The sequence below is a fragment of the Variovorax sp. YR752 genome (genome assembly GCF_943372545.1).
On record NZ_CALRZC010000008.1, the window covers coordinates 1 to 23,894 of the forward strand.

Here is a 23,894-nt window from a genome sequence, read left to right on the forward strand (position 1 = left end):
CGGCGTGGTGGGTGACGACGGCCTGCTGGGCGGCGTCCTCGGCGGCGACGGCGGCTTGCTCGGCGGCGTGCTGGGTGACGACGGCCTCCTGGGCGGCGTTCTCGGCGGCGACGGCGGACTGCTTGGCGGCGTGTTGGGTGACGACGGCCTTCTGGGTGGTGTCCTCGGCGGCGACGGCGGTCTGCTCGGTGGCGTGCTGGGTGACGACGGCCTGCTGGGCGGCGTCCTCGGCGGCGTGACCGGCGGCGACGCTGGCGGCCTGCTCGACGGCATCCTCGGTGACGACGGCCTGCTGGGCGGTGTCCTCGGCGGCGTGACCGGCGGTGACGCTGGTGGCCTGCTCGACGGCGTGCTCGGCGACGACGGCCTGCTGGGTGGTGTCCTCGGCGGCGTGACCGGCGGCGACGCTGGCGGCCTGCTCGACGGCGTGCTCGGCGACGACGGCCTGCTCGGCGGTGTCCTCGGCGGTGACGGCGGCCTCCTGGGCGGCGTCCTCGGCGGCAGCGAAGGCGGTCTGCTCGGCGGCGTCCTCGGTGACGACGGTCTGGTTGGCAGCCTGCTCGGTGCCGATGGCCTGGTGGGCGGCCTGCTCGGCGGCCTGACGGGCGGCGCCGAACCGGTGGCCGGCATCCTGGAACCGGTGACGAGCCTGCTCGACGGCTCGGCCGGCTCGGTGGTCTCGACGGTGGTCGACACCGTGACGACCGCGGTCGAACCGGTGACCGACATCCTGGCCGGCACGCCGGCGGCTCCGGTGGGCGCGGTGGTGACCGGTCTGCTGGACACCGTCGAACACACGGTGGCCCCGGTGCTCGACAACGTGCTCGCCCCGATCTCCAGCCTGGTCGACCAGAGCCCGACCGGCGGTGCCCTGGCCCCCGTGACCAACATCCTGCACGGCCTGCTGGGCTGATCCAAGGGATACGACGAAGGAGAGGAAGGGAAACCTCGATAGCAAGCAGACAGGGACAGGCCGCCAGCGGCCTGTCCCGCGAAAGGACCGTCATGAACAAGAATTTCCGGATACTGGCCCTCGTGGCAATGAGCGCAAGCCTCGTTGGGTGCGTTGTGCCTCCCAAGGGCGGTCGCGACGACGCGACCTACTACTACTCCAACAAGAGCGTGCGCGAAGTGCCCAAGCCGGAGCCGGCGCCCCCGCCGCCGCCGCAGAACACCCCGGCCAAGATCGTCTACTTCGACTTCGACAAATACGACGTCAGGGCGGGCGACCGCAGCATCGTCGAGGCGCACGCGGGCTACATGCGCAACCGGCCGGCGAGCCGCGTGGTCATCGAAGGCAACACCGACCTGCGCGGTGGCCGCGAGTACAACCTCGCGCTCGGCCAGCGCCGTGCCGAGTCCGTGCAACGCATGCTCACGCAGATGGGTGTGCCGGCCGAACGCATCGAAGCCGTCAGCTGGGGCATTGAAAAGCCCGCATCGCTTGCCACCACCGAGGAGGGCCATCAGCTCAATCGCCGCGCCGAATTCAGCTACCGCTGAACCGGGTCCACGCGATGATTCCGAGGGCAGTGCCCGGTTCGCGATCACGTCGTCCAAGCGAGAGCAGATGACGGACGCGACCGGTCGCCGCTCGCATTCGACCGGAGCCGAATGATGTCCTTCTCAGACCAGCTCCACGCCTGCCACGAGCGCCTGGTGTCCGTGTGCGCGGCACTGCCCGCGCCCTACCCGGCCTTCACGCTCTTCTTCTCGGTGAGCGACGGCGCCCAGCGTGCACACGTCGTGCATGCACGGGCCGACGACTTCGAAACCGCCTGGCGCGAAGGCGCCGACCTTGTCGAGCGATGGGTGCGCGAGCGCGGCATCGTCTCGCCCTGGCTGCGCATCGACTGGGTCGAGGGCGCCAGCCCCATGGACTGGACGCAGTTCAAGACCCAGCTCACCGCGGTCAAGCGCAACTACTTCCGGCTCGGCCTGGCCTTCGACCAGGACTTCGGCTTTGCCTTCACCGAGCAGGAGCTCAACGCCAACGCCATGCTGTGCGGCGATTCGACCATCGCGCATTCGGTGGTGAACGTGCGCAACTTCGACGTGTATGCGCAGGCCCGCTTCGAGCACACGCTGCCGCTGGAAGAATCGTCGGAGCGCACGGTGTACCTGCTGGCCACGGTCGGCGTGTTCTGCCAGCCCGACGGCGTGGTGCACAAGCTCGTGGGCACGGGGCTCGACGCGGGCCGGCGCCAGCTGCCGGCGCTCAACCCGCAGTCGGTGCTCGAGCTGGTGCGCAGCGGCTCGTCGTACCTGGCGCGCCAGATGCAGAGCGACGGCCTGTTCGTGTACGGCTACTTTCCGTGCTTCGACCGCCGCATTCCGACCTACGACGCGATGCGCCACGCGGGCACCGTGCACGCCATGCTCGAGGCCTGGGAGCTCACGCGCGACGACACGCTGCGCGCGGCCATCGACCGCGCCATCGACCACCTCACCGACGCGCTGATCCGCGACTACACGCTGCCCGACGGCCGCGAAGTGGCGTACCTCGTCGACACCGGCGGTGAGATCCGGCTGGGGGGTAATGCGGCCTGCGTGCGCATGCTTGTGCGCTACTGCGAGCTGATGGAAACGCGCCACTGGCTGCCGCTGCTCGAGAAGCTCGCGCTGGGCATCGTGGCGCTGCAAGACCCGGCCAGCGGGCGCTTCGACCACGTGCTGCACGCGGCCGACCTGACGCTCAAGCAGGCCTCGCGCGTCATCTTCTACGACGGCGAAGCGGCCTTCGGCCTCATGCGGCTGTACGGCCTCACGCGCGATCCGCGCTGGCTGGCCGCGGTCGAGAAAGCCTTCGACCATTTCATTGCGAGCCAGCACTGGCAGTCGCACGACCACTGGCTCAGCGGCTGCGTGAACGAGCTCACGCAGTGGAGCCCGCAAGAGCGCTACTTCCGCTTCGGACTGCAGAACGTGGCGGGCTACCTGGACTTCGTGCTCGACCGCAAGACCACCTTTCCCACGCTGCTCAGCCTCATGCTGGCGGCGCAGCAGATGCTGCAGCGGCTCGAAAGCATGCCCGCCATGCGGCACCTGCTCGACGAGCTGGACACCGAGAAGTTCTACCGCGCGCTCGACTACCGCGCGCACTACCTGCTCAACGGCTTCTTCTGGCCCGAGATGGCGATGTACTTCCGCCGGCCGTCCACGGTCGTCGGCGCCTTCTTCGTGCGGCACCACTCGTTCCGCGTGCGCATCGACGATGTCGAGCAGTACGTGACGGGCTTCGCGGCCTACCACCGCTACCTGCTGGACCGGCGCAGCCAGCCCGGCGGCCCCGGCCCCGGAAGCGGCGGCAGTGGGGGCGGTGGCGGCGTGCGCGACGACGGCGCGGTCTGGACCGCCGGCGAGATGGCGCGCGTCACGGGCGGCGAATGGGTCGTCAAGCCCGAAGACGGCTGGCGCGCCACCGGCGTGACCCAGCGCACCTTCATGCGCAAGGGCCGCGTCGTGTTCGAGCACCAGGCCCGGCCCTCGAAGACGCCGCTGGCCGCCGTCACGCTCAAGGGCGTGCTGCAGCCGGCCGCGGCCGTGCTGTGCACCGACCCCAAGCCGCACCTGGACAAGCGCGTGCCCGTGCTGAAGGTGGCCAACGTGCTGCAGGCCGTGCTCGAGCTCGGCGACCATGCACGCACCGAGTTCACCGGCCGCGTGTGCGGCGTGCTCGGCAGCGGCGCGGGCAGCAGCACCGTGGCCGCCATGCTGGCCGGTGCGCTCACCGTGTGGGGCGAGGTGGCGCAGCCCGAAGGCAGCATCAGCCTGCCGTCGGGCATTGCGTGGAACCTCACCTGCATGCCGCGCCATGCCGCCTACTGGGTGCTCGAGATGGGCACCTCGCACATGCCCGCATCGGCGCAGCTCATGCGGCCGTCGCTCATCGTGGTGACGGGCATCTCGGCCGCGTCGCAAAAGCACCGCGGCCCGTCTGAAGCCGCCGCGCGGCTCGACTGCCGCATGTTCCAGGCCATGGCCGCAGGTGACCGCGTGGTGCTCAACCGCGACATGCCCGAGTTCGCCACCTTTGCCGAAGCGGCCATGGCGCACCAGCTGCAGATCGTGACCTACGGCGAGCACAAGGACGCCGACGTGCGCCTGCTCGCCTTCGACCACGGCGAAGTGCAGGCCGAGGTGGCGGGCGAACCCTTTCACCTGCGCCTGAACGCGCCGGGCCGCCACATGGGCGCCAGCGCCGTGGCCGCGCTGGCCGCGCTGCAGGCGCTGCGCCTGCCGCTGGCCGCTGCGGTCGAACCCTTTGCGCACTTCGAGCCGCCGGGCGGACGCGGTGCGCTGCACACCATTCACATCGGCGGCGGGAGCTTCAAGCTGATCGATGAAACCTACGACGCCAACCCGAGTTCGATGCGGGCGGCGCTTGAGTTGCTGTCACAAGCCCCCTGCGAGCCTGCGCGCCGGGTGGCCATTCTGGGCGACATGCAGGAGCTGGGGCCCGCGGCGCAACGCCATCACCTCGACTTGGAGGCCGAGTTGCTGGCGTCGCAACCTGACCGCGTGCTCCTTTGCGGACCCTTGATGCGGGCGCTTCACACGCGCATCCGCACCAAGGTCCGCTCCCATTGGTTTGTCGATGTGTCCGACCTCTCCACCGCACTTGGCGGGCTGCTGCAACCAGGCGACTGGGTGCTGGCCAAAAGCTCCGCCGGTGTCGGTCTTTCCCGGCTCGCCCGGGTCCTGAAAGCACTGCCATGAGATGGAACGCGTTGGTCCACATTCCCTATGACTCCGAACCCGAGGTGCCGCCGCGGCGCTGGTGGCTGGGCTGGCTCCAGCTGCTGTGCGCCTGGGTGCTGCTGATGCTGCTGTGCGCCAACATCGCACTCGCGTTTGCCGACAACCTGCCGTCTGCGTCCAGCCGCAGCGCTACCCATTCGTCTACCCAAAAAACAATGAATTGCACGCTCAGGGAAAACACCGCGCCGCAAGGAACGCACGGTGCGCAAGCGACCGGTCCGGCGCAGGTTCGCGCACACCGATGCTGAGAGGCGTCAGAGGCGAATTTCTGCCTTGTAACGATCGGGTAACAGTTGATAATGGGGTCGGCGTCGTTGCCCGACGGATCGGTCTTTTCCCATGATCAAGTTCCTCTTGCCCAGCCAGCTGGTTGCCGACAGGCCGGACGTTCCCGGCGCCAGTCCGTATGCCGGTGCGCTGAACGATGCGTTTCGCGCGGCCTACCCCCTCGTCAAGAGCGCGGCCTGGCTGTCGCTGCCCATCAGCCTGTTCGGGCTGCTGCCTTCCATCTTCCTGCTCCAGGTGTATGACCGCGTGCTCTCGCGCAGCGGCGTCTCCACGCTCGCTGCGCTGGTGTGCGGCATTTTGTTTTTCCTGTGCATCGAGTTCTGGCTGCGCACGCGGCGTTCGCGCCTGCTGCGCAACGCGGGCGCCACCGTTGACCACGGCGTGTCGGGCGCGCTGCTGCACTCCATGCTCGGGCGCCCGCTGCGCGCGCTCGAGGCGCGGCCGGCCTCGTCCTGGCAGCTGTTCTTTCGCGACGTCGGCGCGGTGCGCGGCACCGTCACCGGTGGGCTCGCGCAATCGATCTTCGACCTGCCGATGGCGATCTTTGCGCTGATCGTGATCGGCATCGTCGCGCTGCCGGTGCTGCCCGTGGTGGCGGCCTTCCTGGCCATCATGTCGTTCCTGGCCTGGTGGTGGGCCGACGAAGTGCGCGCCGGCCGCGTCGAAGAAGTGCTGCGCGGGCGCGGCCTGGACCGCATCACCTCCGAAATCTGCCATGCGCGCGAGACGCTCAAGGCGCAGTCGAACGACGGCCCGACCATCGACGTCTGGCAGCAGACCTACAACGCCTGGCTCAGCGAGAGCTTCGGCAAGAACGGCCAGATCGAAACCGCGCGCGACGGCACCACCGTGCTGCTCACCGTGTTCTCGGTGATCGTGGTCACCGTCGGCGCCATCGCCGTCATGCAGCAGTGGATGACGGTGGGCGGCCTCGTCGCCTCCAACATGCTCGCGCTGAAGGCGCTGCAGCCGGTGGCCGGGCTGGTGTCGAACTGGCGCGCGCTGGCCACCGCCAAGGAAGCTGCCAAGCGCCTGGAGACCGTGCTCGGCGAGCCGGTCGAGAAGGCGCCCACCGGCATGGCGCTGCCGCAGCCGCTGGGCCGCGTCACGCTGAAAGACGTGAGCTTCAGCTTCACCGAAGACGCACCGCAGCCCGTGCTCGAAAACGTCGACCTCGACATCGGCCCCGGCGGCCTGCATGTGATCGTCGGGCGCAACGGCGCGGGCAAGTCGACGCTCGTGAAGCTGCTGTCGGGCCTGTACACGCCCACGCACGGCGTGGTGAGCATCGGCGAGTACGACCTGTCGCAGTTCGGCCGCGAAGAGCTGTCGCGCTGGATCAGCTACCTCTCGCAAGAGGTCTACTGGTTCGGCGGCCCGCTGGTCGACACCATGCGCCGCGGCGCGCCGGGCCAGAGCGACGAGCAGATCGTCGCGGCCTGCAAGCTCTCGGGCGCGCACGACTTCATCTCGCGCCTGCCCGACGGCTACCGCACCGTGGTGGGCGAGGGCGGCACCGGCTTCTCGGTGGGCGAGCGGCGCAAGCTCGCGCTCGCCATGAGCTTCCTGCGCAAGCCCTCGGTGCTGGTGCTCGACGAGCCCAGCAACGACCTCGACTTTCAAAGCGAGCGCAACCTGCTCGCGACCATGCTCGCGGTGGCCAAGGTGCGCACCGTGGTCGTGGTCACGCATTCGCTGCGCATCGTGTCGGCGGCCACCACCGTCTATCACGTCACCGGCCAGGGCAACGTGGAGATCGGCTCGGCCGCCGTCATGGTGCCCAAGCTCTTCGGCGTGAAGAAGCCGCTGGTGGCGCTGGGCGACAGCGAGGACGGCAGCAGCAATGCCGGCGTCCCCACCGCGTCGCGCTCGATGGCGTGAGCGACTTGCGTGCTTGATTGATCGATTGACCGACTGACAGACAGAGACAGGGGTACGGGATTTTGAAACCAGACTTGCCGCAGGTGCTTCAGGGCGAGAGCGAGAAACAGGCGGCGCAGACCACGCCGCAAGGCCGCCGGCGCCAGTGGATCATCGGCGGCGCGGTCGCGGTGCTGGCGGCGGTGGGGCTCGGCTTTCCGATGGAAACCGTCGTCGTCGCGCCGGGCCGCGTGATCCCCTCCGACCGTGTCAAGTCGATCCAGCACCTGGAAGGCGGCATCGTCAGCAACGTGCTCGTGAAAGACGGCGACAAGGTCAAGCAGGGCCAGTCGCTCGTCGAGATCGACCTGGGCGGCAGCGGCCTGAACTTCGAAGAACTCACCGCGCGCTACGCCGCCACGCAGGCCACGCGCGTGCGCCTCATTGCCGAGAGCCGCGGCCAGCCGCTCAAGCGCGATTCGTTCGATGCAGAGATCGACGAAGCCGTGCTTGAAGGCGAGGTCGGTGCCTACCAGGCGCGCGCGCTCGAACAGCGCGGCGTCATGGCCGGCGCCGTGTCCGCCCTGGAACAGGCGCGCAGCAAGCAGCTCGAGCAGCAGGCCAAGGCCAAGGGCCTGGCCGACCGGCTGGCGCTGATGCAGAAAGAGCAGGAAATTTCCGAGCAGCTGCTCAGCGAAAAACTCGTCGGGCAGGTCGAGGTGCTCGAGAAGCGCCGCCAGGCCGAAGGCGTGCGCAGCGAACTCGCCGTCGCGCGCCAGGGCATCATCTCGGCGCAGGCCGCCATCACCGAAGCGCAGGCCAAGATGGCCGAGGCCGAAGGCCGCTACCGCCGCCGCGCATCGGACGAACTTGCCACCGTCGAACGCCAGTTCGCCAGCCTGAGCGAAGACCTCGCACGCGCCCGCACCCAGCGCTCGCGCACCGTCGTGAAGGCGCCGGCCGACGGCATCGTGAAGGGCCTGCGCAGCTCCAGCGCCGGTTGGGTCGTGAAGCCCGGCGAAGCCATCCTGGAAGTGGTGCCCGACGAGGACGAGATCATGGTCGAGGCGCGCCTCAACCCGAACGATCGCGGCTTCGTTGAAGTGGACCAGCTGGCGCGCGTGAAGATCACTGCCTACGACTACCTGCGCTACGGCGCCGTCGACGGCAAGGTCAAGCTCGTGGCGGCCGACGCCGACCGCGACGCCGCCATTGCCAACGGCACGCCGTACTACCGGCTGCTCATCAGCATGTCGCAGTCGCACGTGGGACGACCAGAAAACCGCGTCACCGCCGGCATGGAGGCCGAAGTCGACCTGCGCGTGGGGACCGACCCGTTCATCTGGTACATCCTGCGGCCTGTGCTCAAACTGCGGCGCGAAGCCTTCCGCGAACCATGAGCAAGCCCGTGTTGCCGGGCCGGCGCGCGCGCATCGCCCCGGGCGTGCTCTGCGCGACCTTGTGCGTCAGCATGGCGCTGCCGCCCACCGCCTACGCCCAAGCCTCCGAACCCGAAGGACCACCCGCGACGCTCGCGCTGTCGCGCCGCCTGTCGCCGCCGTCCCTGGGCGCCGCCACTTACGCGCAGCGCGTGAAGCAGGCGCTCATTGCGCTGTCGCAGGAATACCCCGAAGTGCTGACCGCGCAGGCCGCTGCCAACACCAGCAGCTTCGGCGTCGACGCGGCCCGCATGGCGCGCTACCCGCGCTTCAAGGTCGGCACCTCGTCGGGCACCTACAGCAGCGGCGCCAAGGACGCGAAGAGCGAGAACTACACCGTGCTCACCGCCGAGGCGCGCGTGAGCCTGATCGATGGCGGCGCCATGAGCGCCGCACAGCGCGCCGCCGAACTCGGCAACCAGGCCGACGACGAAGCCGTGGTCACCACCTCGCAGAAAGTGGTGCTCGATGCGCTCACCGCCTACCTGCAGGTGCAGCGCTTCGACTTGAAAAAGCAGATCGCGCACCGCGCCACCGAAGTCGTGGCCGACCTGTCGAAGGCCGAGGCGCGCCGCGTGGCCCTCGGCGTGAGCGGCGACAACGACCTCAACATGGCCGCCTCGCGCCGCGCTCTCGTCGCCGCGCGCGAGTCCGACTTCGAGGCCCAGCGCGACGAGGCGCTGGCCAAGTTCCGCAACTACTTCAAGTTTTCGCCCGCGCCCGAATCGCTGCCCGTGCTCGCCGCGCCGTCGCACTGGCGCATCGGTTCGCAGGAAGAAGCGCTGCGCCGCGCCGAAGCGCGCAGCACCGAACTGGCCGAAGCCCAGGGCCGCGTGGCGCGTGCGCGTGCGCTGGTCGACCAGACGGAAGCCGGCCTGTACCCCACGCTCGACGCCGTCGTCGTGAAGAGCAAAGACCCGCGCGGCGTGTCGCCGCAAGACCCGACACGCGCCGCGTTTGAATTGAACTGGAACTTCGGCAACGGCTTCGACCGTCAGCTCAAACTCAAGGGCGCCCTGGCCGAAGTTGCGAACCAGGAAGCCAAGATGGAGGGCGTGAAGCTCAACCTGATGGAGCTCACCGCGTCGTCATGGTCCCGCACCGTGGCCGGCCGCGAACGCGAGCGCCAGTTGATGGAAGCCGTCAGCACCTCGGGCCAGGCCTTCCGCGGCCGCCGCCGCCTCATGGAGTTCGGCCGCGAGACCCTGCCCCAGGTGCTCGATGCGCAGCTCGACTACTACACGCTGCTGTTCGACTACATCGACGGCGTGTTCGACCTGCGCATTTCGGAGCTGCGCCTGGCGCGCACCACCGGCGAACTGCGCATCGACCCCATCGGCGTCAACAACTGGATCGACCGCATCTTCGGCCCCCCGAGCCGCAACGTTTTGACCGAAGACGGCCTGCTGGGCGCGCTGTGCATCTCGAGCAACACGGCCTGCGCGAGCGAACCGTTGGTCGATCGCGCGCCGGGCGCGGCGATCGCGAACCCGCCGCTGCGCAGGTCGACGCGCCTCGGAAGCAACTGACCACGAGGCAAGCGGAGCGAAGCCCCTTCGTGAAACACCACGGAACCGGCTTTGCCGGGCCGTAGGTGTTGCCCCCGGTAGGGGGTTGGCGAAGCGGACACGAAGTGCCGCGCAGCCTGGGGGCGAGCTAAGTCTCTTCGGGAATGCCGGGTTCGCCGTCGAGGATTTGATATTTGCGCATCTTTTCCCACAGCACCTTGCGGCTGATGCCCAGGTGCTGCGCGGTGTCCTGGCGCTTCCAGTCGTTGATTTCGAGCGCCGCGATGATGCGGTTGCGCTCGCCGCTGTTCCAGCCCTTGCGATCACCGTTCGCGTCGAGCGCGACCCCCGTGCCGTTGCGGTCGGTGGGCAGCGCAGCCGGTGCCGGCGTGCCGCGCGTGAGTGCGATCGCGCGCTGGATCAGGTTCTGGTCCCAGGCGTGCAACTGCCGCGCGATCACGCCCACGCGCTCCGCAAGATTGCGCAACTGCCGCACGTTGCCCGGAAAGTAGGTTTCGGCCACCGCATCGCTGAGCCAGTGCGGCGTTTCGCCCAAGGCTTCGAGCTCGTCGCCCAGCACGTTCGTCAGCAGCGCCTTGAAGATCGCAATCTTGTCGATCTCGCCGCGCTCTTCGAGGCTCGGCACATGCAGCTCGATGACCGCGAGCCGGTAGAACAGGTCGGCGCGAAACTCGCCGCTCGCCACCATCTCGCGCAGGTTGCGGTTCGTCGCCGCCACGAGCCGAAAGTCGACGCGAATCGGCGATGTTGCTCCCAACCGCGTGACCGCGCTGTCCTCGAGCACGCGCAACAACTTCACCTGCTGATAGCGCGGCAAGTCGCCGATCTCGTCGAGGAACAGCGTGCCGCCCGTCGCCTGCTCGAAGTACCCGCGGTGCGCATGCACCGCGCCGGTGAACGAGCCCTTGGTGTGGCCGAAGAACAGCGACTCGAACAGCCCATCGGGAATCGCACCGCAGTTCACCGCCACGAACGCGCCCTTGCCGTACTGCTGGTGCCCGATGTGAAGCTGCTGCGCTATGCGCTCCTTGCCGACCCCGGTCTCGCCGCGCACCAGCACCGGATGGTTGCAGTCCGCAAAGGCGCCCACTTCGGCGAGCAGCCCCTTCATCGCATCGGAATGCGCCACCAGCATGTCGGGTGCCTGCGGCGCGACATCGCGCGCGCGCAGCTGGCGCACCAGCTTGGCGACCATCGTGCGCAGCTCGGCGCAGGTGAAGTCGTAGGGCAGGACGTGCAGGTACTCGGGCGGATACGTGCGCGAATCGCGCTCGCGCGACGCGGCGGCGACCCAGATCACGGGCATGCCTTGCAGCAGCTCGGTGGCATGCGGCAGCCCGCCGCCATCGATCACGGTGACGCTGATGATCGCGACGGAAGGACGCAATGCGACACCACGGTCCTGCGAAGGCGGCGGCAGGCCATCGGCCCGGATGACTTCCACGTCGAAGCTCGCCATGCACCGCGCAATGCGGTCGAGGATGTCGGCTTTGCCTTCCCAGACAAAGAGGTCGAGTTCGTCGAAGTTGTTGGAGGCACTCATACAGACAATGACAGCCTCACCGAGGCCGCTAACGATTTTCTTCGGGGGTTCTGCATCAATGCACGAGCTCCGCACCAGCCTTGCATGAGAGTCGGGCGCCGACCTGTGCGTTCGTGAGGTCGATGCCGAGGCTTGTCAGGAGCAATTGCACCAACGGATTGATGACAGACTTAAGCAGGGGCGCGATTGCTGTCTTGAGCAAACCTAATACCGTAGACACCGTGCCATTGACAACATTCACCAACGCATCACCGAGCAAGCCTGCTGAGGTGCTTGGCGGGTAGATGTTCAACTCAAGACCCGCGATCGTGTCAAGAATGGGGCCCGTGACATTGGCGGTGGCAGATGTAGATAGGTATTTCTGCGCTGGTAATGAAGTGTCATTCAGGTCCTTCAAAAGTCCGGGATCATTGGATTCGAACGCTAGGCTTCCAATTCCGCCGCCGTACAACGGTGGGTTGATCGCGAACCCGATTCCACCGCCGCCAAACGCGGTTCGCTTCGCGCTGTCCTTCTCTGGCACCCAACTTCCATCTGCCTTTTGGTACTCAGAAGTGCATAACGCGACGATAACGACGAGGCATTTCTTCCTCGCTTGCACTGTTCCGATATCGAGCAAAGGCACGGGGTCGACTGTCGGAGGTAGCTCAGATGAAGAAAATACCTTCTGCTTTGCATCACTCAGTTTTTCTCCCATCTTGCCAATGCGCAATGTCGCCACATTGGATTGGGAATTTGCCCACAGTTTCTTGTTTGATGGATTGCTGCAGTCGTAGTCTTTGACATTTGCTGATGCAGGTGCAACATCCAGAGCGATGTCAATTCGACTCGAAAGAGGTTTCACGTCCGAGATAACCGGCTTCGCATCCGTGTGGCATACCAGATCGATGATTTTGCAATTTTCCGGAGGCGCAAGATTGATGACTAACTGAAGAACTGAAATGAGGGCGGAACCCAGCGACTCAAGAAGCGAAGTTGTCAATCCCGTGATCGAACCCGCGTTCAGATCGACAGAGACCAGCGCCCGAATTTGCGAGGTGCGAACGTAGATTTTGTCGGGCCCCATTGGCGTGGCCTTGGCGAGTTCCGGATTACCGACTGCGGAGAACTGTGGCGGTTCAACGACCTTCACGATGGCCGTGACACCGGCAACCGGGAGTGCGACGTTGGCAAGGACCGCTGATGGATCCGCACTGTTGGCCTGGCTGTTGGCCAATTGCACCAGTGCCTGCGTCAACTGTGCCGCCTGTAGAGAAACATCCAGCGCGCTGCTTGCGGTGCCGGTCACCACGCCCAAAGCATCACCGACCCTTATCGGCGGGAGATTTAATTTGAGTGCGAGCGCCGTCGCCAAATCCTCAAACTGCCCGATGAGCCCGGCTTCGACTGAGGCGCCGTTTGTCTGAAGCACGCTCGCCATCGCTCCGAGGAGTTGCGCCACGGTTACATCTGCGTTGAGAACACCATCGTAGTTTCCGACGGCGACGCCGACCTTTGGGGCCAAAACATCGAGAAAGCTGAGCAGATTGATCTGCGAAGTCACGAGGCCTTGCCAGCCAACAGCTCCCAGATTGATGCTTCCGCCAAGTAGGCCGCCGACGAGCGCATTGAGGATCGGCGATTGACCGGTTTGCAGGGTCAGCAGTGTGCTGTTGATGCTCAAGGCTGCCTTGGGCAGCGCGCGCGCTGCAATCGCTTGTACAGCGATTGTTCGGTTTCCAGTGAAGAAAATGAAAAGAGGATCAGGTGTCCGCGTGACGTTCACCCGTATCGCATTCTTCTCGGTGGCAATCTCATCGAAGTGGTTTGCATGGGTCGTGTCCTGGGAGTTCCATCTCCCGCAGGCCATGTCGGCATCTGTGAGCCAATAGGTCGCCGGCATGTTGCGATTGGTGCCTTCATTTGCATTGGATTTGGCTGCACCAAAGGCCGCAGTGCAGTTGTTGGCGTTCAGCGCTTGCGCACCAGCCAACGCCGCTAAGTCGGCAGTTTTCTGGAACTCCCTTTTCAAGTAGAAGAGGTAACCAAGCTCAATGCTGGTGAACAAGATAACCGCGAAGCTCAGGAAGATAGCGACATGGATCACCACCGAGCCTTGCTGCGATCGGCGACTTTTTCTCTTGTGGGTCAAGTTGTTCATGTCAGTTGGCCCTACATGGAGAATTTGGCAGAGCCAAAGATTTTGGAAGGCGCTACGACATCAGGGAGCGCGATGATCGGATGCTCCTTGTAGGGGTACGAAACGGTCACAAGGCCCGAACTAGTGACGGTGACAAAGACGTTCGGGTTGCCTTGCAACCAGATCTTTCGCTGTTCGGTTGTGTTTGCGACATTTGCCGGCGTTACCAGCGATGTAGCCAAGGAGGCATAGACAATGTTCTTGATCAGCGCAATGTTGGCCGTCTCCGTCGGATCATTGACGCCGGCAAAGGCGCGCGCGCCGTCCTCGGCTGCGCGTGAGATCGCCTGCTGCGCGTACAGCACAGCACCAAAGGAAACAATGCCGTAGAGAACTAGAAGCAACGTCGACAGCACAAGCGCGAATTCGATCGCGGCAATGCCCCGCTGTAATTCGCGCCTAGACCTTAGAAAAAGATGTGTGCTCACATTCCGCTCCCCGCCATGGGATCGGTCATCAACATGCTGGCTCTGCCTTGAATCTTGCTCGGCATCAAAAAGCCAAAGCCAGGCAGCGATGGCGCCAGGGGGTGCGCTTCGTAGTCGTAGTCGACCGTCACGATCATCTGGCAGCGTGCTGCGAGGGTTGAGCCGCAACCCGGGATCGCACCGCTGCTAGTGCAACCGGCGTCGCCGCCGACGAGGCAGAGCTTTGCATCAACCGTTGCAGCGCTTAGCCAGCTGGTGACACCCAATTCGGCGACCTTCTTTGCCGCGAGTTTGCGACACGCGAGTTGAGTGGCGCAGATCGCGGGAACCACCGTTTGATAACGAAGCGCGGCCCTCGCGCCTTCTTCGGCCGCGTTCTGCATGCCCAGGCGGATGGTGAAGAGGATCCCGTAACTGAGAATTGCGTAGAGCACCACGAAGACGAGCGGAAAGACGAGCGCGTACTCCAGCGCGTAGATGCCGCGCTGACAGCGCGGTGAGGGGAGTGCGCGGGTTGTCCTCATGGTGTGGTCTGTGTCGAAAGCGGCTGCGTCTCGTCTTACTTGCCGCTGCCGCTCGTCGATGTCTTGACCGTCGAACTCATGTGCTCTGGAATGGGATGCTCGAAGCTCTTCAGATAGCGGTCGTAGCTGCGGCTGGCGACACTTCCCGCGATAGGCCGAGGCGTTTTCGACGCGACCTCTCCGCTTCGCTGCCAGGCGAAAAGGTTTGACGTCGCATCGCCAACCTGAAGCGGGAGGCTGTAGGTTTCTTCTTCCTCTGCCACAACGGCCGGGGTCTCCATGGCCGGCTTCGCAGCGGCGGCGGCAGCATCCGCGGCCGGTGCTGCGGTACTGCTGGTGCCGCCTTGCGTGGCGCCTGCGCTGACGGTCTGCGCAGAGGCTGTCGCCGTCACGAAACAAAAGGCCGCGGCCAGCGTGCAGGCGGACAGTGTGGAAAGCCGGTGGGCAAGCTCGTTGTTGTTCATGGTGTCCCTCGTGGTGAAGTCGGGTTCGGTGAAAGAGGCGTGTCTGCGGCCGAGATGGACGGGTTCAACTGGTTGGCGGTGCGCACGCCACCCATGCCAGCCCAGCGGGTGGGCTTAAGTGCGAGCGGCAAGGGCGCTATCGGCTCATCGCGCGGGAGCGTCGCGGACGCCGGTGCCGAGGCGGCGGAGTTCCCTGCTGCAGAGCGCATCTGCAATGCGGCCGCGCGCACGGCGGCGCGCGTGGCTTCAGGCATGCGGTTCGCATCCATCAGGGCCGTGGCTTGTTCGGGCTGATGCGTGGCTTCGAGATAGAGCGCCACATTGGCCTGTGCCTGCTTGCTGTCGGGCTGCAGCTGCAGGGCCTGCATCAGCGGCAGGCGTGCCTCCTCAAGCTGGCCGGCGCGCAGGCTCGCGTAACCCAGATCGCTCAGCAGCAACGCATCCGTCGGCGTTCGACGTTGCGCCTGCTTGAACAGTTGCACCGCTTCTGCATAGTGGCCGCGTGCGCCGGCCAGCAGGCCCAGGCCCCTGTAGCCCGCGGCCTCCTGGGGGGTGGTCAGCAAGCGCTTGTAAGCGGCTTCGGCGGGCTCAGCCTGGCCGGTCTGGCGCAGCGCGTCGGCGCGCACGCGGGTGGAGTCGGGCGTAACGCCCCAGCGCTGCTCCAACGCGTCGATGTGTGCCAGCGACGCGAACCACAGGCCTTGCTGCTGCATCTGGCCGACGACCTTGAGGTAGGTCGCCTGGGTGTCGATGTTGGCGCCGGCTTTCGTTTCGTTGGTGGCCTCGAAGGCCTGTCGCTGCTGGGCGTCTTCGCCGGCTGCGTAGTGGTCCTTGGTCGCGGCACAGCCGGAAACGGCCAGAGCCAACCCCATGGCCATGGATGCCCAGACGATGCGCACAGATGGGTTGAAGAATGCGCTCATTTGCCGACGCTCCCCAAGGCACGGAAGATGGCGATGAAGCCGGGGCCTGCAGTCACGATCAGCAACGCAGGCAGCAGCGTGAGGACCATGATGCCGGTCATCTTCACGGTGATCTTTCCGATGCGTTCTTTCATTTCCGAGCGGCGATGTTCGCGAAGGCGATCGCTGAAAGCGCGCAGAGGCTCCTGGACCGCACCGCCATGGCGGTCGACCTGCACCAGCAGCGCAACCAGGCTGCCCAGGTTTTCGTTTTTGTGCAGCGTGGCAAGGCGGTGCAGCGAATGTTCGCGGGTGCGGCCTTGGGCGTATTGCCGATTGGCCAGCGTCAACTCGTAACCCAAGACGCGCAGCACGTGTGAGAAGTCAGTGGCCATGACCTGCAGCCCCTGGTCCAGGCTCATGCCGACGCCTTGCAGCAATTTCAAAAGATCCACAAAAAGCGGCAGCTCTCTGGCGACTTGCGTTCGTCGACCGGCGGCAATTCGGCCCAGCACCCATTTCGGCCCCATGAAGCCGATCACGAAAAGGACGGCAAGCACGAGGATGATGGTGCTTTGCTTGAGCCCTCCGCTCCAGAAAGCAAACGCCAGCAAGGGCAGCAAAATCGCCAGCAGCACGCGCGTGACGAGAAAGATCAACTGGGCACGCTGGGAAGGCAGTCCGCATTGGTCGATGAGGTTGCGGTCTTCGTCGGCAACGAAGGCCCGTCCGAGGCGCGAATCCAGCCAGTGGAATGGCAACTCGACGTCGGGCTTGTAGGACCCGCCGAACGCCGTGTCGACTTCGGTGGCGCCCGTGGCCGACGACACCGTGCCTTGGTGAATCGCCTTGCCGATCGCCTGGCCGCTGCGTGCACGGCGCAGCTCCGACGCGATCAACGTACTGGCTGCCACAAGCAGGCCGAGCGCCAGCAGTCCCAGGCTGATGACCGTCAATACACTGGGTGTCAGCATCATGCGATCCTCGCAAGCCGGTACAGCAGCAGGCCCCCCAGCGCTTGAAGCCCAGCGCCCGTGAGGACAAGCATCCGGCCGGAGCCATCGTTCCACATCCCAAGAAAGTAGCTTGGGTTGTTCATGATCATTAAGGTGCCCACTCCCACGGGCAGCAGTCCCAGAATCCAGGCCGACAACCGTGTTTCCGACGACATCGCCACCAACTCGTGCTCGGCCTGTTCGCGATCGCGCATGAAGTTGCTCACGCGTTCGAGCAACAGGTCGGCGCGTCCGCCGTAGCGGACGCCCAACCCGAGGATCGCGGCCAGAAGAAACATCTCCTCGACGCGCACGTTGGTAGCGGTCTGGTGCAGTGCCTTGTCCAGGTCCACGCCCGCACGCACCAAGGCGGCCGAGCGTTCCAGGTGGCCGCGCAGCGGCTCCCGCGTGCTGCCGATGGCAAGCTGGAAGGCCGCCTGCGTCGAATTGCCGATGGTGATCAGGCGAACCATGGCGTCGATGTATCCAGGCAATTGGCTCACCAGCTTGCGACGCATCTTTTGCAACCGAAGCCAGACGCCGAAAGTGCCGGCCAGTGCGAGCAGCAGCAGCGCGGCGAGCGCGGCAAGCCAGCCACCGAACAAGCCGGCGACCAGCGACAGCGCCACAACGGCGACCAAGCCGAGAACGAGCAACCGAGCTTCGACCACGCCCGCCAGCCATCCGGGCATCGCCCGGTCAAGCCAGCGTTTGGGTCGAGCGGCCGCTGCGGCCGTGGCCTCGGTCTCGAGCCATGGGTCGGTGGTCAGTCCAGAGACGCCGCTGCCCATCGGCTCGGCTGCCCGCGCGGGCGGAATCGCGGAGAAGGCCGTCGGTGCCGACGCGCCCGCCCGGATCTGTTGATCGAGATGCCGCCCCACGGCATGTTGCGTCTGGCGCTTCTTTGCCCATTGCCACAGGAACAGGCCACACGCTGCCAGCAGCAGCGCGACCACTGCAACGCCGAGCAGCACGATCTCACGCACGGGGCTCTCCCTGCTGCGAGCGCGCGAGTGACTGGCGGAACCTCGTGATCTTCGGGGAGTGCGGCGCGATGCCGAGCGACACCCAGCGGTCGCGCTCCTCGCCATCGGGTGAAACGACCGGCTCGTAGCGATATAGCTCCTGCATCGCCACCACGTTGTCGTTGACGCCCGTCACTTCACTCAGCGAGATGATGCGGCGTTGGCCGTTCGACATCCGTCCGATCTGCACGATGAAGTCGATCGCGCTGGCAATCTGGCGTCGCAGGCTCACCTCGCTGCCTTGGTAGCCGGCGAAGCCCGCCAGCATTTCGAGGCGATAGAGGCATTCGCGCGGCGAACTCGCGTGGATTGTTCCCATCGAGCCTTCGTGGCCGGTGTTCATGGCCTGCAGCATCTCGATGACTTCCGCGCCGCGCACTTCACCGACGATGATTCGGTCGGGCCGCATGCGCAGGCTGTTGCGCAGCAGGTCGCGGATCGACACCACGCCGGTGCCATCGAAGCCTCCGGGTCGGCTTTCGAGGCGCACCACATGGCTGGTGCTGAGCGAAAGCTCGGCCGTGTCCTCGATCGTGATCACGCGCTCTCGCGAGGGAATGAAGCTGGCCAGCGCATTGAGCAGTGAGGTCTTGCCGGAACTGGTGCCGCCGCTCACGAGTACGTTGCAACGTGCGCGCACTGCGATCTCGAGCAGTTGGGCCATGCCGGCATCGAAAGTGCCAAGCTTCACCAAGTCGGCTGGCGTGAGTGGCTCCTTGCGAAACTTGCGGATCGAAACGGAGAGTCCGTCAATCGCCAGCGGTTCGATGATCACGTTGATGCGGCCGCCATCGGGCAACCGTGCGTCGACCATGGGATTCGATTCGTCGAGCCGGCGTCCCAACGGCGCTAGGATGCGCCGCACGATGCGCATGACGTGTTCGGAGTCTGCAAAGCGCAGCGTCTCGCGCTCCAGCATGCCGTGGCGCGACACATAGACGTTCTGGTAGCCGTTGATCAGGATGTCTTCGACAGCCGGATCGTTGAGCAGGTCTTCCAGCGGGCCGAAGCCGGCCAGCTCCTTGGTCAGCGCATCGGCGATGAGCTGCATCTCGCGGTCGTTGATCGGTACGCGGCGCAGGCGCACGAAGCTGTCAACCTCCAGTTCGACGAATTGCTGGATCGACGCGCGCGACCAGCGACCGAACTCCGCACCCAGTTCTTCGATGCGACTCAGTAGGTGATCGTGCGTCCAGCTCTTGATGTCCTGGAACTGCTGGGAGTTGATGAACGCCTGGTCGTCGTCGGCAAATTCGATATCGGTGGACATGGGCTGTTCAACCTTGGGTAGAGCTCTTCCGGAAGCCGGTAATCTTCGACATCAGCGTCGAAGGCCAACGCGTGGCTCCGAGTGGGGCGGGCACAGAGCCTGTCGCGCACTCCTCGTGCAGGCTGCGCGCGAGGCCGGCTACGGCCTGCGAATAGGGGTCGTTGCGTGCGATGCGAACCAGCATCTCGCCGCGACTTGCGGCGCCGAGCAATGGGGCGCTGCGCGCCGGCAACACGTGGCGAAGCGACAGTTCAAGCCGCTCGGCGATGTCCTTGGCCGACAGCCCCACGTGGGCGTCGAACTTGTTGACCACAAGCGACAGCTGGTCGGTCTCGATGCCGCGCGTGCGCAATTCCTTGAGCATGGTTGCGGTGGACACGATGGCACCGATGCTCTGGTCACACACGACCCAGGAGCGCTGCGCTTCCTTCACGGTCTGCGCCACGAAATCGATGGTCGAGAAGCCGCCGAGGTCGGCAATCTGGAAATCGAAGAAGTCGCCCAGCCGCTTGATCAGAGCGACCGAGTCGGCGTGCGAGATCTCGCGCACCTGCGCGAGGCTTGCCGGCAGTGGCAACACGGCGATGCCGCTGGCGTGATGCGCGAGAGCGGTTTGCAGCAGCGTCTGGTCGAGGCGGCGCAGGTTGCGCACGCCATCGACGAAGCTGAAGCTGCTCTGCGTGTCGAGGTATAGCAAGCCGTCGCGTGCAGGCAGGCCCAGGTCGAGCAGGGCGACGCCGTGTCGCGCGCTGCGGCCCGGGGCCTTCGTCGGCGCTTGAGCCGGCTGGGCCAGTTGGTCGTGGAGCACGAGCGACAAGCTGGCCGCGAGCGTGGTCACGCCGATGCCTGGCCGGGCGCCCAGCAGCGCGATGGTGTTTCCGCGCGTGCCGCTCGACAGGCTGCTGCGGCGGTCAAGCAGCTTGCGCAGCGTGTTGGCCGCATCGGTCTGCGGTGCGGCCATGTCGATGAAGTCGTCCACACCGGCACGCAGCGCGGCCAGCATCGAGGCCGGCTCGGCCGAGACGCCCGTTGCCAATACCGGCAGTTCGGGCCAGTCGCGCCTGAGGTGTTGATGCAGCTCGCTTGCCGCCTGGGCGTGGTTGCCGGAGAAATCGAGAAAGACGGCTGCGGGGCTGAGCAAGGCGATGCGCTCACCAACCAACTTGGTGTCGGGCGGTAGAACCACCACGGCGCCCTGCCTGCCGAGCGCATCGGTCAACCAGGTGATGTGGCCGTCGTGAGGCGAGGCGAAGAGATAGGTCTCTGCACCGGTCTCAGGGAGTGGATCGTGGGGGGCGTTCATGGCGTCGGCCACAGGTCGTGAATGGCTGGTGTCCATCAACGGGAGAAGCCCGGCACTGTCGTGCCAGAGGCCGGCCCCAGGAGGTGCGCGCGCCACACGGGGCCATCACGCTGCTCGGCACCGCCTGGCAGGTATGGTGTGAGATCGGTGTTACGCGCAATCGGCTTCACCAGGTGCGGGGTGACGAGAATGACCAGTTCCTTCTCGCTCATCTGGTACCTGTTCTGTTTGAAGAACGTACCGATCACCGGGATGTCGCCGAGCAGCGGCACCTTGTCTGCGTTCGAGGTGGTGGTGCGGCTCACGAGGCCGCCGATGATGAAGCTCTCGCCGTCGCCGAGTTCGACTGTGGTGTCGGCACGGCGCGTACTGATGGCCGGTACCGCAACGCCTCCGATGCTCAGCGAGTTGGTGTAGTCGAGATCACTGGCTTCCGGTGCCACCTTGAGCACGATGCGATCGTTCGAAAGCACCGTGGGCGTGACCGTAAGGCCGATGCCGAAAGGCTTGTATTCGATGCTCGTGGTGCCCAAGCCCTGCGGGGCGGGCACCGGCAGTTCGCCGCCGGCCAGGAAACTCGCGCTCTGGCCCGACAGCGCCACCAGCGTGGGCTCGGCGAGCACGCGTGCCATGCCGTTGCCTTCGAGGAAGCCGACATTCAGCCCGATACCGGCCTTGCCGAAGTTGAACAGCAGGCTGAAGGCTTGTGCGAGCGGGTTGGCGTAATCGCCGCTGATGCTTCCGTCCGATGCGAAAGACGCGGACCTCAGTGACGCCGGCGTGAAGGAGCCAAAGCTGAATCCGTTGGAATTGGCACGCGTGCTGAAGATGTTGAGGCCCGCCTGCTTGAGCACGCTGCGATTGAACTCGACGACCTTGACCTCGACCTGCACGGTGTTGCTGCGCACGTTGACGACGGAACGGTCGACCAGCAGGGCTTTTTCTCCGCCGGCGGCCAGCGCTGCATCTCGCGCTTCCTGGTGCGCGGTCATGCTGTCGAGCGTGCCGGTGAGTGTCGAGGCGCGCCGGCGCACTTCGAGCGCATACACCGTGGCGGTCGATTGGCCCTTTTCCCAGAGCATCAGCGTGGTCCGGCCTGCGGCCTTGCCGGTCACGATCAGGCGCGCGGCCGGGGAGTTCGGAGATTGACGCGTGAGCGCCACTCCGGCGACCGTTTCGTCGGCAATGGCCATGCGCTCGATGCCCTTCGGGATCAGCAGTTCCTTCTGCGTGCCTGCATCGACGCGGAATTGGATCGGCGCGCCCGGGGCGACGGCTTGTGCATTGGCGACCGAGGACGCAACAGGCCAGATGCCCGGTGCCAGCAAGCACAGCGCCACGAGGGTCGGACGCAGGGCATGAACCGGGGCGCTGGGTTTCGCGCGAGGAGGGTGCGTCATGGTGTGTTTTTCGTGCGGGGCATGCATGGTCGTGGCGCCGATCAATAACGGATGGTTTCGCTGCGGTCGCCGCGGATGACTTCGACCTGCAGTCCACCGCGGCTGGCGCCGGTGTCGGTTGCTGCGGGGGCTCGCACTGCGGCTGCGGGGGCGCGAACGGCGCCGGGTTTGCCGCCAGTCACGAAATCGGCAGCCGTCAGACCTGCTTGGGCACGGTCCAGGCCTTCGAGCGGTGCCCGCGGCGGTTCGCCGCGTTTGGGTGGTGCTGGCTGCAGAGCTGTAGGCAATTCGGCAAACAGCTTTGGATCGGGCTCCGACATATCGATGGGGTTGCGCAGTGCCAGCAGCAGGCGGCCACTGTTCTCCGCGAGCGCCAGGCGATTGACATCGTCCACCGGTACCGCAAGCACAGCCGTGCGCGCGGCTTCGGCGCGTTGCTGCGAGTTGCCGTTCTTGTCGGCTTTGGAAGCCAAGCCATCGACTGAAGCGTTGCCGAATGCCAGCACACGCTTGCGCGACAGCAGCAGGCGTGCCTGGCTGCGGTCGATGTCCTTGCTGTCGGATTTCAGCATCAGGAAAACGTCGACGAAGTCGCCGGGTTGGACCTTGTTGCCCACACCCATGACTTCGTCGGCTTTGACCGCCACAGCGCGCTCACCTTCTGCAACGCGTAAAGCGAGACCTGAAGCCAACTGGCCTTCGAGAAGGGGGGAGCCTTCGCCCAAGTCGATCACCGGCACGCGGCCGGCGAGCGGCGCAGTCTCTTTGAAAGCGCCCGTCGGATTGATCGTCAGTTGTTCCACGCGCAACGCATCGGCGGGGATCGCCTGCCCGGCCAGCAGCGGCTTGGCGGCGACGACTACGGGGAAGGTCTGGACCTGTGACGCCTTGGCGGGCGCTACACCGGCGCTTGCGGTTGCAGGCGGCGGAGGCGGCGCCTGGCGGCTGAGAACCCATGCATAGCCTCCGAGCGCGAGGGCCAGAAGCACGAGGATGGCGGCGATGATTTTGGGGAGGTTGATCATGGGCGGCGGACCGAAGGAAGCGAGCAAACGATCGCGAGGAAAGGAAGGAAGGACCTGCGAGTCGGGTCAGAGCTGGGTGTGGCTAGCTCTGTCGCCCCCAAACCATCCACGCCGCAGTGGCTAACGCGAGATAGGCCGCATAGGGAATGATGCGAGGCCGGTGTGTCGGGGTGCCGGACTCGGGTGTTCGCGACGGGCCGGCAAGCAAAAGGGCGAGTCGCGGAAAAAAAGGCCAGCGCTTGAGAGCGAGCCAGAGGAGGCTGTGAGCGCTAGCCATCAGGCTGGCGCCGATCCAGATCAGTGCCAGGGCCGAAAGACCGACCCACAGTCCCAGGGCGCCAGCGAATTTCACGTCGCCTGCTCCCATGAGACCAAATGCATAAAAAAGCAGCAAGAAGCCGAATCCGACACCGGCGCCGAGAAGAGCAGAGGTCCAGTCAATTTCGAACGGCTGCATCCCAAAGACGAGTGCCGCGAGAGCCGTGGCGGCTCCAGCAAGCACCAGCCAGTTGGGAGCACGGCGCTCTCGAAAGTCATAGACAGTCACGAAAAGCAGCCAAAGCAACAGGACGATATCGGCTTTCAAGCTCGACTATTTTTGCTTACTGACTAGGAATAGGACCACCGAGCGCGGTGGAAATCCGGGAGTAAACGCCGGTGATTGCGCTGCCGAGTGTTCCCGTGGGCAGGAACACGACTGACAAAATAACGGCCATCATCCCCGCAATAATTCCATATTCAATTGCAGTAGCACCCTCTTCATCGCGCAGAAAACGAGTAATAGAACTAAGCATGGTGATCTCCTGAAAGGAAGTGTTAACAAAGGCTGGCACGGTGGATGTTATACAGCGTAACTCCGTGTATCAAGGGCAGAAACACATGGGATCGAGTCGCGGATGTGCTACCCGGAGGGGTAAAGCAGGATGGCGGCCAGCCCCGATCCTCCCCCGCAACGGGGC

At 65.5% G+C, this 23,894-nt stretch carries 20 protein-coding genes and 1 pseudogene; 7 read left to right on the plus strand and 14 right to left on the minus strand.

Annotation, left to right across the window (positions count from 1 at the left end; translation table 11 throughout):
• The 7 genes and pseudogenes from AAG801_RS03030 to AAG801_RS03060 form a co-directional block, all read left to right on the plus strand.
• Positions 1 to 913 (plus strand): annotated as a pseudogene (locus AAG801_RS03030) (hypothetical protein); the annotation flags it as partial.
• Between the two features lie 92 nt (positions 914 to 1,005).
• On the plus strand, positions 1,006 to 1,503 hold the full coding sequence (locus AAG801_RS03035) for an OmpA family protein (RefSeq protein ID WP_101488646.1): 498 nt from the start codon (positions 1,006 to 1,008) through the stop codon (positions 1,501 to 1,503).
• 114 nt (positions 1,504 to 1,617) lie between these two features.
• Positions 1,618 to 4,719 (plus strand): Mur ligase family protein, encoded by a 3,102-nt coding sequence (locus tag AAG801_RS03040; protein WP_341887102.1) that lies wholly within the window; start codon positions 1,618 to 1,620, stop codon positions 4,717 to 4,719.
• Positions 4,716 to 5,009, plus strand: a complete 294-nt coding sequence (locus AAG801_RS03045) for a hypothetical protein (protein WP_341887103.1) — start codon at positions 4,716 to 4,718, stop codon at positions 5,007 to 5,009. The genes AAG801_RS03040 and AAG801_RS03045 overlap by 4 nt, the downstream gene beginning before the upstream one ends.
• A 91-nt stretch (positions 5,010 to 5,100) precedes the next feature.
• Entirely contained in the window at positions 5,101 to 6,930 is a 1,830-nt protein-coding gene (locus tag AAG801_RS03050) for an ATP-binding cassette domain-containing protein (RefSeq protein ID WP_101488649.1), read from the plus strand.
• Positions 6,931 to 7,013: 83 nt separating this feature from the next.
• Positions 7,014 to 8,309, plus strand: coding sequence for an HlyD family type I secretion periplasmic adaptor subunit (locus AAG801_RS03055; RefSeq protein WP_225617102.1), 1,296 nt, complete (start codon positions 7,014 to 7,016; stop codon positions 8,307 to 8,309).
• Positions 8,306 to 9,877 (plus strand): TolC family protein, encoded by a 1,572-nt coding sequence (locus AAG801_RS03060; protein ID WP_341887104.1) that lies wholly within the window; start codon positions 8,306 to 8,308, stop codon positions 9,875 to 9,877. The genes AAG801_RS03055 and AAG801_RS03060 overlap by 4 nt, the downstream gene beginning before the upstream one ends.
• 127 nt (positions 9,878 to 10,004) lie before the next feature.
• Here the strand turns inward: AAG801_RS03060 and AAG801_RS03065 are convergent, their stop codons facing one another.
• The 14 genes from AAG801_RS03065 to AAG801_RS03130 form a co-directional block, all read right to left on the minus strand.
• On the minus strand, positions 10,005 to 11,420 hold the full coding sequence (locus AAG801_RS03065; RefSeq protein ID WP_341887105.1) for a sigma-54 dependent transcriptional regulator: 1,416 nt from the start codon (positions 11,418 to 11,420) through the stop codon (positions 10,005 to 10,007).
• Between the two features lie 55 nt (positions 11,421 to 11,475).
• The gene (locus AAG801_RS03070; RefSeq protein ID WP_341887106.1) at positions 11,476 to 13,560 is read right to left on the minus strand and encodes a TadG family pilus assembly protein; all 2,085 of its coding nucleotides are present in this window, start codon (positions 13,558 to 13,560) and stop codon (positions 11,476 to 11,478) included.
• 11 nt (positions 13,561 to 13,571) lie between these two features.
• Complete coding sequence (locus AAG801_RS03075; protein WP_341887107.1) at positions 13,572 to 14,027, minus strand: TadE/TadG family type IV pilus assembly protein; 456 nt, start codon at positions 14,025 to 14,027, stop codon at positions 13,572 to 13,574.
• Positions 14,024 to 14,551, minus strand: coding sequence for a TadE/TadG family type IV pilus assembly protein (locus AAG801_RS03080; protein WP_341887108.1), 528 nt, complete (start codon positions 14,549 to 14,551; stop codon positions 14,024 to 14,026). Before AAG801_RS03080 ends, AAG801_RS03075 begins: the two co-directional genes overlap by 4 nt.
• Before the next feature lie 35 nt (positions 14,552 to 14,586).
• Positions 14,587 to 15,015 (minus strand): DUF3613 domain-containing protein, encoded by a 429-nt coding sequence (locus tag AAG801_RS03085; protein ID WP_341887109.1) that lies wholly within the window; start codon positions 15,013 to 15,015, stop codon positions 14,587 to 14,589.
• A complete protein-coding gene (locus tag AAG801_RS03090) occupies positions 15,012 to 15,938 on the minus strand; it encodes a tetratricopeptide repeat protein (RefSeq protein ID WP_341887110.1) in 927 nt (308 codons plus the stop codon). Before AAG801_RS03090 ends, AAG801_RS03085 begins: the two co-directional genes overlap by 4 nt.
• Positions 15,935 to 16,894, minus strand: coding sequence for a type II secretion system F family protein (locus AAG801_RS03095; protein ID WP_341887111.1), 960 nt, complete (start codon positions 16,892 to 16,894; stop codon positions 15,935 to 15,937). The genes AAG801_RS03090 and AAG801_RS03095 overlap by 4 nt, the downstream gene beginning before the upstream one ends.
• Positions 16,891 to 17,898, minus strand: a complete 1,008-nt coding sequence (locus AAG801_RS03100) for a type II secretion system F family protein (protein ID WP_341887112.1) — start codon at positions 17,896 to 17,898, stop codon at positions 16,891 to 16,893. The genes AAG801_RS03095 and AAG801_RS03100 overlap by 4 nt, the downstream gene beginning before the upstream one ends.
• Complete coding sequence (locus tag AAG801_RS03105) at positions 17,891 to 19,207, minus strand: CpaF family protein (RefSeq protein WP_319357429.1); 1,317 nt, start codon at positions 19,205 to 19,207, stop codon at positions 17,891 to 17,893. The genes AAG801_RS03100 and AAG801_RS03105 overlap by 8 nt, the downstream gene beginning before the upstream one ends.
• 7 nt (positions 19,208 to 19,214) lie before the next feature.
• The gene (locus AAG801_RS03110; RefSeq protein ID WP_341887113.1) at positions 19,215 to 20,510 is read right to left on the minus strand and encodes a histidine kinase; all 1,296 of its coding nucleotides are present in this window, start codon (positions 20,508 to 20,510) and stop codon (positions 19,215 to 19,217) included.
• A 35-nt stretch (positions 20,511 to 20,545) separates the two neighbouring features.
• Positions 20,546 to 21,937 (minus strand): type II and III secretion system protein family protein, encoded by a 1,392-nt coding sequence (locus AAG801_RS03115; protein WP_341887114.1) that lies wholly within the window; start codon positions 21,935 to 21,937, stop codon positions 20,546 to 20,548.
• Positions 21,938 to 21,951: 14 nt separating this feature from the next.
• Positions 21,952 to 22,935 (minus strand): Flp pilus assembly protein CpaB, encoded by a 984-nt coding sequence (gene cpaB / locus AAG801_RS03120; RefSeq protein ID WP_341887115.1) that lies wholly within the window; start codon positions 22,933 to 22,935, stop codon positions 21,952 to 21,954.
• A gap of 82 nt (positions 22,936 to 23,017) precedes the next feature.
• Positions 23,018 to 23,521 (minus strand): A24 family peptidase, encoded by a 504-nt coding sequence (locus AAG801_RS03125; RefSeq protein WP_341887116.1) that lies wholly within the window; start codon positions 23,519 to 23,521, stop codon positions 23,018 to 23,020.
• A gap of 16 nt (positions 23,522 to 23,537) precedes the next feature.
• Positions 23,538 to 23,729 carry a Flp family type IVb pilin gene (locus AAG801_RS03130; protein ID WP_341887161.1) on the minus strand — a complete coding sequence of 64 codons (192 nt, stop codon included), beginning with the start codon at positions 23,727 to 23,729 and terminating at the stop codon, positions 23,538 to 23,540.
• Between the last annotated feature and the right edge of the window lie 165 nt (positions 23,730 to 23,894).